The 16,195-nt window shown below is 61.1% G+C and carries 19 protein-coding genes and 1 riboswitch; of the genes, 6 read left to right on the top strand and 13 right to left on the bottom strand.

Annotation, left to right across the window (positions count from 1 at the left end; translation table 11 throughout):
* From BLX41_RS36165 to cobO, 6 genes are all read right to left on the bottom strand, one after another.
* Positions 1-157: nucleotide-binding protein (locus BLX41_RS36165; protein ID WP_473241688.1), on the bottom strand; the 157-nt coding region annotated here is incomplete at its 3' end.
* Positions 154-1,146, bottom strand: a complete 993-nt coding sequence (gene cobD, locus BLX41_RS24330; RefSeq protein WP_123726936.1) for a threonine-phosphate decarboxylase CobD — start codon at positions 1,144-1,146, stop codon at positions 154-156. The genes BLX41_RS36165 and cobD, both read right to left, overlap by 4 nt.
* Positions 1,139-2,047 (bottom strand): adenosylcobinamide-phosphate synthase CbiB, encoded by a 909-nt coding sequence (gene cbiB / locus BLX41_RS24325; protein WP_123726935.1) that lies wholly within the window; start codon positions 2,045-2,047, stop codon positions 1,139-1,141. Before cbiB ends, cobD begins: the two co-directional genes overlap by 8 nt.
* Positions 2,044-2,694: a 5,6-dimethylbenzimidazole synthase gene (gene bluB / locus BLX41_RS24320; protein WP_123726934.1), complete on the bottom strand. Its 651-nt coding sequence runs from the start codon at positions 2,692-2,694 to the stop codon at positions 2,044-2,046. Before bluB ends, cbiB begins: the two co-directional genes overlap by 4 nt.
* Positions 2,687-4,009, bottom strand: coding sequence for a cobyrinic acid a,c-diamide synthase CobB (locus BLX41_RS24315; protein ID WP_123726933.1), 1,323 nt, complete (start codon positions 4,007-4,009; stop codon positions 2,687-2,689). Before BLX41_RS24315 ends, bluB begins: the two co-directional genes overlap by 8 nt.
* 10 nt (positions 4,010-4,019) lie before the next feature.
* Complete coding sequence (gene cobO, locus BLX41_RS24310) at positions 4,020-4,631, bottom strand: cob(I)yrinic acid a,c-diamide adenosyltransferase (RefSeq protein ID WP_123726932.1); 612 nt, start codon at positions 4,629-4,631, stop codon at positions 4,020-4,022.
* 80 nt (positions 4,632-4,711) lie between these two features.
* Positions 4,712-4,944, bottom strand: a riboswitch (cobalamin riboswitch).
* A gap of 169 nt (positions 4,945-5,113) precedes the next feature.
* Here cobO and BLX41_RS24305 point away from each other — a divergent pair.
* Complete coding sequence (locus BLX41_RS24305) at positions 5,114-5,695, top strand: hypothetical protein (protein WP_123726931.1); 582 nt, start codon at positions 5,114-5,116, stop codon at positions 5,693-5,695.
* 70 nt (positions 5,696-5,765) lie between these two features.
* Positions 5,766-7,085, top strand: coding sequence for a PQQ-dependent sugar dehydrogenase (locus BLX41_RS24300; protein ID WP_123726930.1), 1,320 nt, complete (start codon positions 5,766-5,768; stop codon positions 7,083-7,085).
* A 2-nt stretch (positions 7,086-7,087) separates the two neighbouring features.
* Here the strand turns inward: BLX41_RS24300 and BLX41_RS24295 are convergent, their stop codons facing one another.
* The 6 genes from BLX41_RS24295 to BLX41_RS24270 form a co-directional block, all read right to left on the bottom strand.
* The gene (locus BLX41_RS24295; RefSeq protein WP_123727156.1) at positions 7,088-7,750 is read right to left on the bottom strand and encodes a class I SAM-dependent methyltransferase; all 663 of its coding nucleotides are present in this window, start codon (positions 7,748-7,750) and stop codon (positions 7,088-7,090) included.
* A 21-nt stretch (positions 7,751-7,771) separates the two neighbouring features.
* Positions 7,772-8,305 carry a C40 family peptidase gene (locus BLX41_RS24290; RefSeq protein ID WP_123726929.1) on the bottom strand — a complete coding sequence of 178 codons (534 nt, stop codon included), beginning with the start codon at positions 8,303-8,305 and terminating at the stop codon, positions 7,772-7,774.
* Positions 8,306-8,469: 164 nt separating this feature from the next.
* A complete protein-coding gene (locus BLX41_RS24285) occupies positions 8,470-9,090 on the bottom strand; it encodes a C40 family peptidase (RefSeq protein ID WP_102860746.1) in 621 nt (206 codons plus the stop codon).
* Between the two features lie 223 nt (positions 9,091-9,313).
* Entirely contained in the window at positions 9,314-10,018 is a 705-nt protein-coding gene (gene hda, locus BLX41_RS24280) for a DnaA regulatory inactivator Hda (RefSeq protein ID WP_007898944.1), read from the bottom strand.
* A 228-nt stretch (positions 10,019-10,246) separates the two neighbouring features.
* The gene (locus BLX41_RS24275) at positions 10,247-11,320 is read right to left on the bottom strand and encodes an AI-2E family transporter (RefSeq protein WP_123726928.1); all 1,074 of its coding nucleotides are present in this window, start codon (positions 11,318-11,320) and stop codon (positions 10,247-10,249) included.
* A 38-nt stretch (positions 11,321-11,358) separates the two neighbouring features.
* Positions 11,359-12,408: a DUF2066 domain-containing protein gene (locus BLX41_RS24270; RefSeq protein WP_123726927.1), complete on the bottom strand. Its 1,050-nt coding sequence runs from the start codon at positions 12,406-12,408 to the stop codon at positions 11,359-11,361.
* 369 nt (positions 12,409-12,777) lie between these two features.
* On the opposite strand from BLX41_RS24270, the gene purM reads away from it, so the two are divergent.
* The 4 genes from purM to BLX41_RS24250 all read left to right on the top strand — a co-directional run bounded on the left by purM (position 12,778) and on the right by BLX41_RS24250 (position 15,691).
* Entirely contained in the window at positions 12,778-13,836 is a 1,059-nt protein-coding gene (gene purM / locus BLX41_RS24265; protein WP_123726926.1) for a phosphoribosylformylglycinamidine cyclo-ligase, read from the top strand.
* An 11-nt stretch (positions 13,837-13,847) separates the two neighbouring features.
* Positions 13,848-14,498, top strand: a complete 651-nt coding sequence (gene purN / locus BLX41_RS24260; protein ID WP_123726925.1) for a phosphoribosylglycinamide formyltransferase — start codon at positions 13,848-13,850, stop codon at positions 14,496-14,498.
* 8 nt (positions 14,499-14,506) lie between these two features.
* The gene (locus BLX41_RS24255; protein ID WP_047305628.1) at positions 14,507-15,220 is read left to right on the top strand and encodes a DUF3108 domain-containing protein; all 714 of its coding nucleotides are present in this window, start codon (positions 14,507-14,509) and stop codon (positions 15,218-15,220) included.
* 282 nt (positions 15,221-15,502) lie between these two features.
* Positions 15,503-15,691 (top strand): hypothetical protein, encoded by a 189-nt coding sequence (locus tag BLX41_RS24250; protein WP_123726924.1) that lies wholly within the window; start codon positions 15,503-15,505, stop codon positions 15,689-15,691.
* 100 nt (positions 15,692-15,791) lie between these two features.
* Here BLX41_RS24250 and BLX41_RS24245 read toward each other — a convergent pair.
* Positions 15,792-16,195: DUF2058 domain-containing protein (locus tag BLX41_RS24245; RefSeq protein ID WP_259745140.1), on the bottom strand; the 404-nt coding region annotated here is incomplete at its 5' end.

Below are 16,195 nucleotides of genomic sequence, written 5' to 3'. Positions count from 1 at the left end.
CGCCACCATCGGCGGTCACCGCACTGTTGAGCGCCATGTTCTGCGGCTTGAACGGCACCACGCTGACGCCCCGGCGCAACAGCCAGCGACACAGGGCTGTCACCAACGTGCTCTTGCCGGCATCCGAGGTGGTGCCCTGTACCATCAGCGTGCTCATGGATAGTCCTTGCGATAAGCCTGCAGCGCCTGTTCCAGACGCGCCCAATCGGCATCGTCGGCGGGCAGGCCGAAGCGCAGACTGCTGTTGTGGGCGAACAGTCGCAGGAGAATGCCGCGCCGCGCCATGAATTGATAAAGCCGCTCGGCCTCGGCGGTGATCAGCCACTGGAACAGCGCACAGCCGCCCTGGGGCTTGAAGCCATGCTGCTCCAGCACTTCACTCAGACGCTCACTGGCCGCCTCACTGCGCAGGCGTTGCCGGGCATGGCCCTCGACATCCCGCAGGCAGGCCTGCCCCAGCACCCGGGTCGGCCCGCTGACCGCCCAGGGGCCAACCTGCTCCGCCAACAGCCTGAGCAACCGGCGCTCGGCCAGGACAAAGCCCAGGCGTACTCCGGCCAGCCCGAAGAACTTGCCGAATGAACGCAGGACAATCAGCCCCACCTGATGGGCATGCCGGGCCAGGCTCAGTTGCGGGGTGTTATCCATGAAGGCTTCATCCACCACCAACCAGCCACCGCGCTGGGCCAAGCGGGCATGCCAATCCAGCAGGCGCTCCGGCGTCAGGCTCAGACCGGTGGGGTTGTTGGGGTTGACCACCACCAGCACATCGAGGCTGTCGAGAAAGAAATCCACTTCCCGCTCCAGTACCTCACGCACCCGGTAGCCACTGCGCCGCCAGGCCTCGGCGTGCTCGGCATAACAGGGCGACAAGACCCCAACCTTGCCCGCCCGCCGCAGCCGCGGCAGCAGTTGGATCGCCGCCTGGGAACCGGCCACCGGCAACACCTCACTCGCGCCGTAGTAGGCGCAAGCCGCTTGCTCCAGGCCATCATCGGTTTCCGGCAGGCGTGCCCAGGCACGCAGGGGAATGGGCGGCAGGGGAAATGGCCAGGGCGCCAATCCGCTGGACAGATCCAGCCAGGCCTCTTCGGCAATTCCGTGCTCCTGGGCCGCCTTGCGCAACCTTCCACCGTGCTCAAGCATAGAATTCAGCCCCCAGGCACAGAATCAACAACCACAGCCAGACACCCCGCTGCACCAACTGCCAACCGCGATCGATGGAGTCGGCACTCGCCGGCTCGCCTTCGCCCAATTGCGGGCGCTGGTGCAACTCACCGTGGTAAATCGCTGCGCCGCCCAACTCGACCCCCAGGGCGCCCGCGCCAGCCGCCATCACCGGGCCGGCATTGGGGCTGTCCCAGGTCGGACCCTGGCGCCACCAGCATTTGAGCGCCAGGCGGGTCTTGCCCAGCAAGGCATAGGTCAGGGCCACCAGCCGCGCGGGGATATAGTTGAGCAGGTCGTCGATTCGCGCCGCCGCCCAGCCGAAACGCTCAAAACGCTCGTTGCGATAACCCCACATTGCATCCAGGGTGTTGCTCAGGCGATAGAGCACTACCCCCGGCGCACCGGCCACGGCAAACCAGAACAAGGCGGCGAACACGGCATCGCTGCCGTTTTCCAGCACCGACTCAGTGGCTGCCCGCGCCACTTCGGTGGAGTCCAGCTCACGGGTCTCACGACTCACCAGAAAACCGACCCGACGCCGGGCCTCATCCAGATCGTCACTGCGCAAAGCCTGAGCCACCGGCTCGACGTGCTCGCCGAGACTGCGCAGGCCCAAGGCGCAATACAGTGCAACGATATCCACCAGCCACCCGATGTAGGGCAGCCATGACAGAGCAGTGGCCAACAGGGTCAAGGGCAGCACCGCCAGTACCCAGGCGGTGACCCCATGACTGCGCCAGCCTCGGCCGGCGGCGTTGAAACGTTGCTCGATACGATCCGCCACACGACCAAAGGCCACCAGCGGATGCCAGCGCTTGGGTTCGCCCAGCAGCGCATCCAGCGCCACCCCGGCGACACTCAGCAACGCCACACTCATTGACTCACTCCCCAGTAATTCTCATACAGCAACTCACTCAATGGCCGGGGTTGCGCCCAGCCCTGCAGCGCCAGCATCGGCGCTGGATAGAACTCGGTAACCGGTCCCAGGCACAACACGGCCAAGGGTTTGGCGCCGGCGGGCAATCCCAGCAGATCGGCCAGGGCCTGGGGCTCGAACAGCGAAACCCAGCCCATGCCCAGGCCTTCGCTGCGGGCCGCCAGCCAGAGGTTCTGAATGGCACAGGACAGCGAGGCCAGATCCATTTCCGGCAGGGTCCGCCGACCAAAGACATGCCGCTCGCGCCCATCCATCAACGCCGCCACCAGCACCTCGGCACAGTCATTGATGCCTTCGACCTTGAGTTTCATGAACTCGTCGGAACGCTCCCCCAACGCCTCGGCAGTGCGCACCCGCTCCTCCTCCACCAACTGCTGGATTCGTCCACGTAACGGGCGATCGCTGATACGGATAAAGCGCCAGGGTTGCATCAACCCCACGCTGGGCGCCTGATGCGCCGCCTCCAGCAAACGCTGTAGCAGCTCGGGCGCGACACTGCCACCGGCGAAGTGACGCATATCCCGGCGTTCGGCAATGGCGCGATAAACCGCCTCACGCTCCGCCGCAGAAAACCCCTGCTCACTCACCTGCCACGCCCTCTGCAGAAGCCGGCACGAACAACGCCGCCACCGCCGCCGGATTGGACGGAAAATAAAAGTGCACATAGGAGGCCGTCATCCGCCCATCGCGATACACCGCTTCCGCACCACGACCACCATTGGGACTGATGCCACGGGCAATCGGCTCGAGTGGCGTGCTGGTCAGGGAATGATGATAGGTGTGGCCACGCAAGCTGCCCTCCGGCAACTCCACCGCTTGCAAGGCCAGGGCCGCCAGGCGTTTTTGCATCACGGCATCGCCGGGCAGCAACCCCAAGAGATTGGCACGCAGCCCTTCGACGTCGGTCAGGGAGTCCAGCAAATACAGCATGCCACCACACTCCGCGAGCAACGGCTTGCCCGCACCATGGTGAGCACGAATGGCACCCAGCATCGCGGTGTTTTGCGCCAGTGCCTGGTGGTGCAATTCGGGGTAGCCACCGGGCAGGTACAGACTGTCCGCCTCCGGCAGCTCGGTGTCATGAATCGGCGAGAAGAAGCTCAACTGCGCGCCCATGGCCCGCAACAGATCCAGGCTGGCACCGTAGGTAAAGGCAAAGGCCTCATCCCGCGCCACGGCGATTCGCACACCTGCCAGCAAAGGCTCGCTGGGCACCGGCGTTGGTGCGGCAAAGCTCACTGCCGGCGGCAGTGCCACTTGGCAACTGCTGGCCAGGGCAGCAGCGGCGGCATCAAGACGCAGGTCCAGATCATTCAGTTCGCTGGCCTGCACCAGCCCCAAGTGGCGGCTGGGCAGCTCGATGTCAGTCTCCCGGGACAAGGCTCCATACCAGCGCAGTCCCTCGGTGAGGCTGCCTTCAAGCAACTGCGCGTGACGCAAGGTGCCTACCCGATTGGCCAGCACCCCAGCGAACGGCAGGTCCGGCTGATAGCGGGCCAGTCCCAGGGCCAACGCACCGAAGGTCTGGGCCATGGCGGTGCCATCGATCACCCCCAGCACCGGGACGCCGAAATGCCGCGCCAGATCGGCGCTGGAGGGGGTGCCGTCAAACAGCCCCATGACCCCTTCGATCAGGATCAGGTCCGCTTCACCCGCCGCTTCCCATAGCAGGCGACGGCTTTCCTGTTCCCCGACCATCCACATGTCCAGCTGGTACACCGGAGCACCGCTGGCTCGCTCAAGAATCATTGGATCGAGAAAATCCGGACCACACTTGAATACCCGTACCTTGCGCCCCTGGTTGCGGTGCAAACGGGCCAATGCCGCGGTCACGGTGGTCTTGCCCTGGCCGGAAGCCGGTGCGGCGATCAATACCGCCGGGCAATGACGAACATCGGTCATGAATTCACACTCACAGCTCAACACCTTTCTGCGCCTTGATACCGGCCTGGAACGCATGCTTGACCATGCCCATTTCAGTGACGGTATCCGCCAGCTCGATCATCTCCGGCTTGGCGCCGCGACCGGTCACCACCACGTGCTGCATGGGGGGGCGAGCCTGCAGGTCACTGAGCACCTGATCCAGGTCCAGGTAGCCGTGCTTGAGGGCGATGTTCAACTCGTCGAGTACGACCAGGCCAATGTCCGGGTCCCTCAACAGCTCCCTGGATACAGCCCAGGCCGCTTCGGCCGCAGCAATGTCGCGCTGGCGATCCTGGGTTTCCCAGGTGAAGCCCTCACCCATCACGTGAAACCGCACCTGCTCCGGAAAACGCCGGAAGAACAACTCTTCGCCGGTGCTGTTACGGCCCTTGATGAACTGCACCACGCCGCACTGCATACCGTGGCCCATGGACCGCGCCAGCATGCCGAAGGCCGAACTGCTTTTGCCCTTGCCATTGCCGGTCAGCACCAGCAACAAGCCACATTCGTTGGGCGAGTTGGCGATGCGCTCATCGATCACGGCTTTTTTGCGCAACATGCGCGCCAGATGGCGTTCGTCACGATCGGGGGAATCACTCATGGGGCAGCTCTCCGTTGGGGCTGGGGAACGGCGGGCAGGAAAAGAAAGAGACGGCGCTAGCCTGGCATCGCCCACCGTGATGCCGTTGGATGGATCAGGCCGGTCTCCGGGCTCATGAGGGGCATCGCTGCCGGGCTGCGCGCCTTCCCATGTCATCGACACAGTGGCATTTGGCACAGCCTTGACTCATCTACCGTTGCGGGGGCAGCGCCGGAATTGTTGCCGTGTCCATCGCTGGAACAGGCCCTGACCGGCTTCCCTGTTTCACTCTGTCGACCACGGGCCACAGAGCACCTGAAACAAGTCGCGAAGGTTAGAGGGTTGGGGGTGGAGCGTCAATTAAAGCCGGCCGTCGCACAACGCACAAAACTGCACTACATCAACGAACTGACGCCAATCTTGTGCCACACTCAGAGCAATGATATCAAATAGCCATATTTTGGGATCAAGGTCCTGTCACACAACAATAAGGGGTGAGTTCGATGCAAGGCATGATCATCAGCAATCCAAAGCTGGAATTCCTGCGCCCAATGCTGGAACGCTGGTTCGATTGCATTGACCGCTACAACGCAGTCCGCGGCGATAACGAAACCCCGTATTGGTTCGATGAAAAGGCCAACCTGGGATTACTCTCCGCGGCCGCCTGGATGGCGGAGATGATCAGCCTGGAGCACAGCCCCAGCAAGAAGCAGCAGGAGGAAGGTGCTCGCAACGCGAGTACCGACCTGTATCTGGCAACCAAGGACGAACGCGCCTATATCCAGACCACTCAGCGCTGGCCACGGGTCAACAGCCTGCACCTGACCCAGCCATTGCTGGACATTGCCAGTGACGCCAGAAAGATCAGCTATCCCAGCGACCTGAGGCTGGGCTGCCTGTTTGTCGCCCCGCAAAAAGCCCAGCACAGCGCCTCTCCCGAAGAACTTCAGGACATGCTGGACGAATTGCAAAAGGAGCACTGCTGCGCCGTTGCCTGGTACTTCCCCTATGCCTACCGCAAGTTGCATAACGAAAGCGGCCACTACCATCCAGGGATTGCCGTACTGTTCAAGGAGGCCCGCTGATCAGGCGGAACCATCGACTGGCTATGCTCCTCTATGACTACGACGTTCGTGCACTCATAGGGAAATCAGCATGCTCAAGCTTCAACACACCTTGCTTATCGTGATCGCCGCCGGCCTCACCGCCTGCGGCGAAACCTCCAGCCTGCAAGTCTCGGACGGCACCGGACCAAACCCCAAGCTGCCGGAGCCCAATCCCACGCTGATCCCCACGGTCAATATTGCCCCCGCCATTGGCTGGCCCCAGGGCGCAAAACCCACCGCCGCAGCCGGCACCCAGGTTAACGCCTTCGCCGAAAACCTCGACCACCCACGCTGGCTGTATGTATTGCCCAATGGCGATGTATTGGTAGCTGAAACCAATGCACCACCCAAGCCGGATGACAGCCAGGGCATTCGTGGCTGGATCGCCGGAAAAGTGATGGGCCGAGCCGGCGCAGCCGTCCCCAGCGCCAATCGCATCACCCTGTTGCGGGACCAGGATCACGACGGCGTGGCGGAAACCCGCAGCCTGTTTCTGGAGAACCTCAACTCCCCCTTCGGCATGACCCTGGTGGGCAATGATCTGTATGTGGCGGACACCGACAAGCTGCTGCGCTTCCCCTATCAGAACGGTGACACCCACATCAGCGCAGCCCCCACCAAGGTACTCGACCTCCCCGGAGGCACACTCAACCACCACTGGACCAAGAACGTCATCGCCAGCAAGGACGCAAGCAAGCTGTATGTCACCGTCGGCTCGAACAGTAACGTTGGGGAAAATGGTCTGGATAAAGAAGAAGGCCGTGCAGCCATCTGGGAAGTGGATCGGGCCAGCGGCAAGCATCGCCTGTTCGCAACCGGCCTGCGCAACCCCAATGGCCTGGCCTGGGAGCCGGTCAGTGGAGCGCTATGGACCGCAGTCAATGAGCGCGACGAAATAGGCAGCGATCTGGTTCCGGACTACATCACCTCGGTCAAGGACGGGGCTTTTTATGGCTGGCCCTTCAGTTACTACGGGCAACACGTGGACGTGCGGGTCAAGCCACAAAATCTCGAACAGGTGACCAAGGCAATCGCTCCGGATTACGCCGTGGGCCCACATACGGCTTCACTGGGCCTGACCTTCGCCGAAGGCAGCAAACTTCCCGCCCCCTTTACCGAAGGTGCCTTCATCGGCCAGCACGGATCTTGGAACCGCAAGCCCCACAGCGGCTACAAGGTGATATTCGTGCCTTTCAGCGCAGGCAAACCCCAGGGACAACCGATCGACGTGCTCAGCGGCTTTCTCAACGCCGATGAAAAAGCCCTGGGGCGCCCGGTCGGGGTAGTCATCGATCAGCAAGGAGGCCTATTGGTCGCCGATGATGTCGGCAACAAGATCTGGCGGGTATCCGCCGCCAAGGCGCCCTGAGTTCAGCGCTTGCGGCACAGGGTCAGGCCATCCCCCAGGGGCAGCAGTGACAAGTCGATGCGCGAGTCATCCTTCAAGGCGCGATTGAGCGCCTGGATGGCTCGGGTATCTTCACTGGCGGCATTCGCCTCCAGCACTCGCCCGCTCCATAGCGTGTTGTCGAACACTGCCAGCCCCCCAACTCGCAGCAAACGCAGGGCGAACTCCAGGTAGGCCGGGTAATTGGCCTTGTCCGCATCGATAAAGATCAGATCGAAAGACTCAAGCCGGCCCGCCTGCTCCAGGCCAGCCAGGGTCGCCAACGCGGGCGCCAGGCGCAGGTCAATACGCTGGTCGACTCCTGCCTCCTCCCAGTAACGATGGGCGGTGGCATTGTAGTCACCGGGAATGTCACAACAGATCAACGAACCGTCGTCGGGTAGCGCCTGAGCCATGCACAAGGCGCTATAGCCGGTGAAAGTCCCGACCTCGAGGATCCGGCGAGCGCCGGTGAGCTTGATCAGCAGCGCGAGGAACTGCCCCTGCTCCGGCGCCACCTGCCAGCGCGCATTGGGCAGCGCCTGGGTTTCGTCACGCAAACGACGCAATAGGGGCGTCTCACGCAGTGAAACGTCCAGCAGGTACTGATAAAGGGCATCGTCGAGGTTGAGGGTACGAGCAGTCACGAGCACCTCGACAGGGCAGGGTTATGGGTTGTGCGCCAGATGTTCCGGCTGCAGTACACGCTTGGCACTCAGATAGGCCTTCTGCCAATAGGCCTTGGACAGACTGTCGAGCTTAACGGTGCCACCTGTGGCCGGGGCATGCACGAAACGCCCTTCGCCGACATAAATCCCGGCATGACTGACCTGAGAACCGCCATTGGTGGCGAAGAAGATCAGGTCACCGGTCTGCAAGGCAGACTTGCCCACATCCGGCGCCTGCATGCCAATCATTTCCCGAGTCGAGCGCGGCAAGGAAATACCCGCCGCATCACGGTAGACATAACCAATCAGACCGCTGCAATCGAATCCGGAGTCCGGGGTATTGCCACCCCAGCGATAAGGCGTGCCTACCAGGCCCAAGGCGCGAAACAGCACGTCTTCGGCAACCGGAGAAAAAGCCTGGGAGGAGTTGAATACCGGAGCACGTACCACTGGCGCCGGAGGCGGTGTACGGCTGGCGCAGGCACTGAGCAGTGCAGCGAGGGCAATAAGCGCAAAACGGGCCGAGGTCGACATAAGCTGAACAATCCTGATCGGGATGCGGCTTTCTCTGCCGTGGTGGTGAAAACAAAACCGCGTAAGCAGGGCTTACGCGGTTAGTTTCAACAATAGATCAGGATTCTAGCGTCTACACGCCAAACTTCAAGTAAGACTTTAACTTCGCCCTACAAATAGTCCGCTTATTTACGTGCAGTGACCACAGTCGGCGCCATGGCGAGGGCTCGCTTGGCTTCGATGAAGGTCTTGCTCCAGTAGCTGTCACCCAGGCTATCGACCCGCACGCCGCCACTACGACGACTGCTGGAGTGGATGAACTGATCATCCCCCAGGTAGATACCGGCGTGGCTGACGCGCCCACGACCATTGGTGCTGAAGAACAGCAGATCACCCGGCTTGAGGTTGTTGCGCGCGACCAGAGGAGCCTTGACGTTGATCATTTCGCGAGTGGAACGCGGCAGGTTCATGCCCGCCTCTTCGCGAAACAGATAACCGATGAAACCACTGCAATCGAAGCCGGCTTCCGAGGTACCGCCGAAACGGTAACGGGTACCGATCAGGGACATGCCGCGCTCAAGGATGCTGTCAGCCAGAACTGGCAACTGGTAAGGCTTGCTGTCAGAGAACTCTGCCAGTTCCTTTTCAGTTGCCAGCTCTTCCTGGTAAACAGCGGAAGACTGGTTTTTTGCGGAGACTTGAGCCTGTTGCACGGGCTGCTGCTGAGACACCGGAGTGTGAGAAGCGCAACCAAACAACAGGGTAACGAGTGCGAGAGGCACGAGGGGTGCGAAGCGATTTAGCATGGGCACGACCGTGGCTTGAAATAAAAGAAGACGCGACTATGCCTTCTATCGCCCTCATTTGCAAATTCAATCGATCAGAATGTGACTTATGAGTTTCTTCCGTACATCTAAGGCTTTAAGCCCATTTTAAGTCCGCCCGCCCCTGGAAACCCTTCCAAAGGTGCGTTTTCTGACGCCTGAAATATGCCGAACGCCTGCCAGGGAAATGCTGCAGGCCTTGGTTTTACCAGCCCAGAGTCTCTTTCAGGAAGGGAATGGTCAGCTTGCGCTGAGCTTGCAACGAGGCCTGATCAAGACGCTCGAGCAGCTCGAAAAGAGCACTCATGCTGCGAGTACCGCGAGTCAGAATAAAATGCCCGACTTCATCGGTCAGGTGCAGCCCACGACGGGACGCACGCAGCTGCAAGGCGCGCAATTTATCCTCATCGGAGAGCGGACGCATCTGAAAGATCAGCGCCAGGGTCAGACGGGACTTCAAGTCCGCCAGCTTCACCGGCAACTCTCGGGGCGAGGTCGAGGCCGCGATCAGCAAGCGTCGACCACTGTCACGCAAGCGATTGAACAGATGGAACAGTGCCTCTTCCCAATCGGCCTTGCCGGCCACCGCCTGCAGATCATCCAGGCAGACCAATTCGTACTGCTCAAGATTGTCGAGAATCTCGATACCACGATCCAGCAACTCTGCCAGTGGCAGATAAACCGCTGGTTCCCCCAACTGCTCGAAACGCAAACACGCCGCCTGCAGCAAGTGCGTACGGCCTACGCCATCCTTGCCCCAGAGATAGATCAGGCTTTCGGTCCAGCCGGCGTCGGCTTCGCATAGGCGCTCGACGTAGCCGAGTGCTGCGGCATTGGCGCCTGGGTAGTAGTTGATGAAGGTGGCGTCATCACGCAGACGCACACCTAGGGGCAGCTGAATCGGTTTCATGCTGACTGAACAGTTCCAAAGGAACCGTTAGTGGCCTCTGTGTAAAGTTTGCAAAGTTTATACCCGTGACGCCGAGCGCACAATGCAGCAGACCACAAGCAAAATCAAAGGTTTGCGTCAGTCGAAACGGGGTGAAGGGGATTCTTTGACAGCCCGGACTGCAGCGGATCGACAGTCATGAATGGGCGCCCGCCCGGGGCGCCCCTGCTCGTCGAGCCCTTTGCCCGCCTACAGTTCGGGGTCTTCAGCACCACTGTAGAGGTCCGAGTCCTTGTAAAGGTCGTGCACATGGCGTACCAGCACCATGATCACCGCCGCCACTGGCAGAGCCAGCAGTACCCCGGTAAACCCGAACAGTTCGCCACCTGCGAGGATGGCGAAGATGACCGCCACCGGGTGCAGACCAATGCGATCCCCCACCAGCAACGGCGTCAGCACCATCCCCTCCAGCGCCTGCCCCACCATGAACACCGCAACGATGCCGAGCATCGGGTACAGGTCGCCACCAAACTGAAACAGGCCTGCAACCAGCGCCGCGCCAATACCTATGACAAAGCCCATGTACGGCACGATCGCTGCCAAACCGGCAATCAAGCCGATCAACAAGCCCAGTTCGAGCCCCACCAGCATCAGCCCTGCCGCATAGATCACCCCGAGAGCCAGCATTACCAGCAACTGCCCGCGGACAAACGCCCCCAGCACCTCGTGACACTCCCCCGCCAGGGACATTACCCGTTCCTCGCGATTGCGCGGCAACAGGCTGCGGATCTTGGCCATCATCAGGTCCCAGTCCCGCAACAGGTAGAAGCTGACCACCGGGATCAGCACCAGGTTGGCCAGCCAGCCGATCAGCGCCAGACCCGAAGCGGTGGCCTGACTCAGCACCACGCCCACGATGTCCGTGGTCTGCCCCATATGCTCGCTGATGGCAGCCTTGACCTTGTCGAACTTCCAGAAGCCATCTGCCAACCCCAACCGGGACTGCACCCAGGGCATTGCCGAGTGCTGTACCCAGTCGAGCATCTGCGGCGCCAACTCATACAGTCGCAGCAACTGCTTGGCCAACATCGGCACCAGAACCAGCAGTAGCGTCATCACGATCAGAGTGAACAGCGCAAACACAGCCACCACGCCCCAGGTACGGGACAGCCCCCATTTTTCCAGGCGATCCACCAGTGGGTCGAACAGATAGGCCAGCAACAACGCCACCAGGAACGGACTCAGGATCGGGTGCAGCAGGTAGACCAACCCACAAACCAGGAGCACTCCACCCAACCAGACCCAACGACGCGTATCAGCCATAAACCACTCCTGCTTCTATATAGAAGGAAATCAACCTGCTACCAACGAAAACGCAACTGTACCGGTGTCGCAGGAGCTGCGGCCGGCGCGGCGCCTTGCCCGCTTTGCACAGACACCTGGGGAGCCGGCACCTCATCAGCCGGAATCTCTTGCAGCTTGGCCAGGGACAACTGCGCCCGCAGTTGCTCCGCACTGCCATTGACCCGATAGACGACCCGGTCACCGTCGATACTCTGCAACTGCGCACCGAAAGGCTCCAAAAGGTGCCCCAAGGCTGCATAGTGCTCCAGGGTCATGCCCTGCACCTCCAGCAACTGCTCGCTGGAAACACCGGGGCGGGTAACGAAACGCGGCGCCAGACGCTGACTCACCGCCAGCAATACGCCATCTGCCAAGGCAGCGGTATCAGCCCCCTGAACAGTGCCCTGCTCTTTCTGATCGCCGAGCCACAACCGCCACTTGGCCTGCCATTGGCCGCCCTCTTCACGAGCATGTACCGCCAACAGCGCATCTGCGCCATAGCGCTCAGAAGCTTCACGCAGCGGAGCCGGATCGGCACCTTCAAGATTCGGCGCCGTCGCGACAATCTGCTCATCCAGGTCGCCTAGAGGCAAACGCAGGGGCAGGCCACGATGCTGAGCGGCTCGCCGCAGGGGCGCGGCACTGGCCTGTCCATCCCCCACCAGGCTCGAGCCCTCGGTTGAGTCACTCAGCCACCAGCCGAGGATCGACGGCCGGTTGCTACCCCACAACGACAGTCCTGCCTGGCGCAGGGCGCGATCGGTGCTGACCGGATCGAAGTCCACCTGCAAGCTTTCCGGCGGACCGGCGTCATAACCGTACTGGCTGATGATCTGCTGCGGGTCCTTGCGGATCGCTGCCAGAGCGGACCCTTGCGCAGCCTTGGCGTCACCAGTGAGGCGCAGCACCAGGGTTTCCAGTGCTCGCTGGGTGGCCTGGTCGCGTTCTTCGGGCGACTGGCTGCTCACCGGCTCACGCACCTGATACAAGCCATTGAGGGTTTCGGCATGACTCGCCAGGCTGACCAATGACAAACAGCCCACAAATAGAAATTTACCCAGACGCATGGAAGATTCCCGACGACAAAAAACGATTGAAACAGCACCCATGAACCGCTGCGAGCAAGGCTGTGACCACAAGCCCCGGCAAAACATTCACCCGTCGCCCGATTGTTTTCGCGCTGTCATAACGATAGCCACTTGAGCGCTATACCTTATACAGGCATGGGCAGGAGCACCAACACGGTCAATCGCGGTTTTTTTAACAGGATATGCCTCTACCCGTCGGCCCGAGGATGGCCGCTGCCCCTCAAGCCTGATAAAATCGCGCGCCTTCGCAGACCGGCATCAGCTGGGCACCCTGAAACTCTTTTGCAGTGTTTCGGCAGGCTCCCTGGTTCGGTCGATACCCCTGAATCCCCCCTAAAGGCCTGGATCATGAGCAAGCAACCCTCCCTGAGCTACAAAGACGCCGGTGTAGACATCGACGCCGGTGAAGCATTGGTCGAACGCATCAAGAGCGTCGCCAAGCGCACTGCGCGCCCGGAAGTCATGGGCGGCCTGGGCGGTTTCGGCGCCCTCTGCGAAATCCCGGCCGGCTACAAACAGCCTGTACTGGTTTCCGGTACCGACGGCGTCGGCACCAAGCTGCGCCTGGCCCTGAACCTGAACAAGCACGACAGCATCGGCATCGACCTGGTGGCCATGTGCGTCAACGATCTGGTGGTTTGCGGCGCCGAACCCCTGTTCTTCCTCGACTACTACGCCACCGGCAAGCTCAACGTCGATACCGCGGCCCAGGTAGTGACCGGCATCGGCGCCGGCTGCGAACTGTCCGGCTGCTCCCTGGTGGGCGGCGAAACCGCTGAAATGCCAGGCATGTACGAAGGCGAAGACTACGATCTGGCCGGCTTCTGCGTCGGCGTGGTGGAAAAGGCCGAGATCATCGATGGCTCGAAAGTCGCCGCCGGTGACGCCCTGCTGGCCCTGCCGTCTTCCGGCCCGCACTCCAATGGCTACTCGCTGATCCGCAAGATCATCGAAGTATCCGGTGCCGACATCGAAAGCATCCAGCTGGACGGCAAACCACTGACCGACCTGCTGATGGCCCCGACCCGCATCTACGTCAAGCCGCTGCTCAAGCTGATCAAGGACACCGGCGCGGTCAAGGCCATGGCCCACATCACTGGCGGCGGCCTGCTGGACAACATTCCACGGGTACTGCCAAAAGGCGCCCAGGCAGTGGTCGACGTGGCGAGCTGGCAGCGTCCAGCGGTCTTCGACTGGCTGCAAGAGAAAGGCAACGTCGACGAGCACGAAATGCACCGGGTACTGAACTGCGGCGTGGGCATGGTCATCTGCGTCGCCCAGGACCAGGTCGAAAACGCCCTGAACGTTCTGCGTGAAGCCGGCGAGCAGCCTTGGGTCATCGGCCAGATCGCCACCGCAGCCGAAGGCGCGGCCCAGGTTGAGCTGAAGAACCTCAAGGCCCACTGATGCAAGAGCGGATGTCGCCGACCTGTGATGTTGTGGTGCTGCTGTCCGGCACCGGCAGTAACCTGCAAGCCCTGATCGACAACGCGCGGACCGACGACAGTCCGGTTCGCATCGCTGCCGTGGTCTCCAACCGCGCTGACGCCTATGGCCTGCAGCGCGCCAAGGAAGCGGGAATTCCTACCCGCTTCCTCGATCACACCACCTTCGAAGGCCGCGAGGCCTTCGACCAGGGGTTGATCGAGCTGATCGATACCTTCCAACCGAAACTGGTGGTACTGGCCGGGTTCATGCGCATTCTCAGCGCTGGATTCGTCCGTCACTACCAGGGCCGTCTGTTGAATATCCACCCTTCGCTGCTACCCAAATACAAAGGGTTACACACTCATCAGCGGGCGCTGGAGGCCAAAGACACCGAGCACGGTTGCAGTGTGCACTTCGTCACCGAGGAACTCGATGGCGGGCCTCTGGTCGTACAGGCTGTGATCCCGGTAGAGTTGCACGACTCGCCGCAAAGCCTGGCGCAGCGAGTGCACGTCCAGGAACACCGGATTTACCCCATGGCCGTACGCTGGTTTGCCGAAGGTCGGCTGACGCTTGGCGATCAGGGTGCTTTACTGGATGGTCAATTACTGGCCGCCAGCGGCTATTTGATTCGAACCTAGGAGATTTTATGCGTCGCGCCCTGCTCTTCGCTTGTGCTCTGTTCGCCCTGCCGGTTGTGCAGGCAGCAGACCTTCACCCGTTCTCCGCCAGCTATACCGCCGACTGGAAGCAGTTGCCCATGAGCGGCACGGCTGAACGCAGCCTGGAAAAAACCGCCAATGGTGCGTGGAAACTCAGCTTCAAGGCATCGATGATGATCGCCAGCCTGAGTGAAGAAAGCACCCTGACCCTGGACAAGGACACCCTGGTGCCCCAGTCCTATCACTTCGAGCGTGGCGGTCTGGGCAAGGCCAAGAAAGCCGACCTGGACTTCGACTGGAACGCGAAGATGGTCACCGGCACCGATCGCGGCGATGCGGTCAAGCTGCCCCTGAACACCGGAATGGTTGATAAATCCACCTATCAACTGGCCCTGCAGCACGACGTGGCCGCCGGCAAGAAGACCATGAGCTATCAAGTGGTCGATGGCGGCGAAGTCGATACCTACGACTTCCGCGTCCTGGGTTCGGAGAAGGTCGACACCAAGGCCGGCCAGATCGATGCGATCAAGGTCGAGCGCGTGCGTGACCCGACACAAAGCAAACGCATCACCGTGATGTGGTTCGCCAAGGACTGGGACTATCTCCTGGTGCGCCTGCAACAAGTGGAAACCGACGGCAAGGAGTACAACATCATGCTCCTCAACGGCACGGTCAACGGCAAAACCGTCAAAGGCAGCTGAGCCACCACAAAATCAAAGCCCCGCACATGCGGGGCTTTTTTTGTCCTGAATCTATCTGCCAATCCCCCCAAAGGCTCTGGCGCAACGTGATGAAGATGAAACTTTTGTCATGAAACTTCCGCCACTGCGGCGAAATGTCACGGTTTTCGGGGGCTGCAGGATTATCGCCGATATTGCAAAGGTCTGTTGCAGATTCAGGCAATTTACTTAGCAAGCTAACAAAACATATAACAGAGTCCTGCACACGCCTTGCTGCAGATCAACAGAGATTGGAGCTAGCAGATGACTGTAAAAGTAACTGAACGCGACGATTCACATATGTCCCATGAAGGCGTAGCCGCGGGTGTACGGATCTGGGATGTACATCAACAAGACATGCTGGTGGGCATGTTCCATTCCGAGACCGACGCCCACAGCTACAAGGCTGAACTGGAAAAACTCGAGCAGAACCGCCCCCCCCAGAGTTCCTGACTCAACGTCAGCGCAGGAGCGCCGGGATCTCCACGCGGATCCCCGCCCGCCCCATAATCGACAAACCCCGCCATGAGCGGGGTTTATCGTTACCGGATGCTTACCACATCAGATCATCAGGGATCTGATAGGCCGCGTACGGATCATCCTCATCCGGCGCCTCGGTAGGAGTATTGAGCTGCACGATACGCCGCGGGTCGCGCTCCTGGATCTTCAGTGCCGCCTCCCGCGGAATCACCTCGTAACCGCCGCCGTGGTGAACGATGGCCAGGGAACCACTGCTGAGCTTGTTGCGCATCAGGGTGTTCACCGACAGACGCTTGACCTTCTTGTCGTCGACGAAGTTGTAGTAATCCTCGGTGGTCAGCTTGGGCAGACGCGAAACCTCGATCAGTTGCTTGATCTGGGCCGCACGAGCCTTCTGCTCGGCCTTCTCCTGCTGCTGGCGATTGAGTTCCTGGTCGCGCTTGACCTTCTCGGCCATGGCTTCCTGGGCCGCACGCT

This window comes from Pseudomonas protegens (assembly GCF_003732485.1).
GTDB lineage: Bacteria > Pseudomonadota > Gammaproteobacteria > Pseudomonadales > Pseudomonadaceae > Aquipseudomonas > Aquipseudomonas protegens_B.
This window is presented reverse-complemented; position numbering and strand designations above follow the sequence as displayed.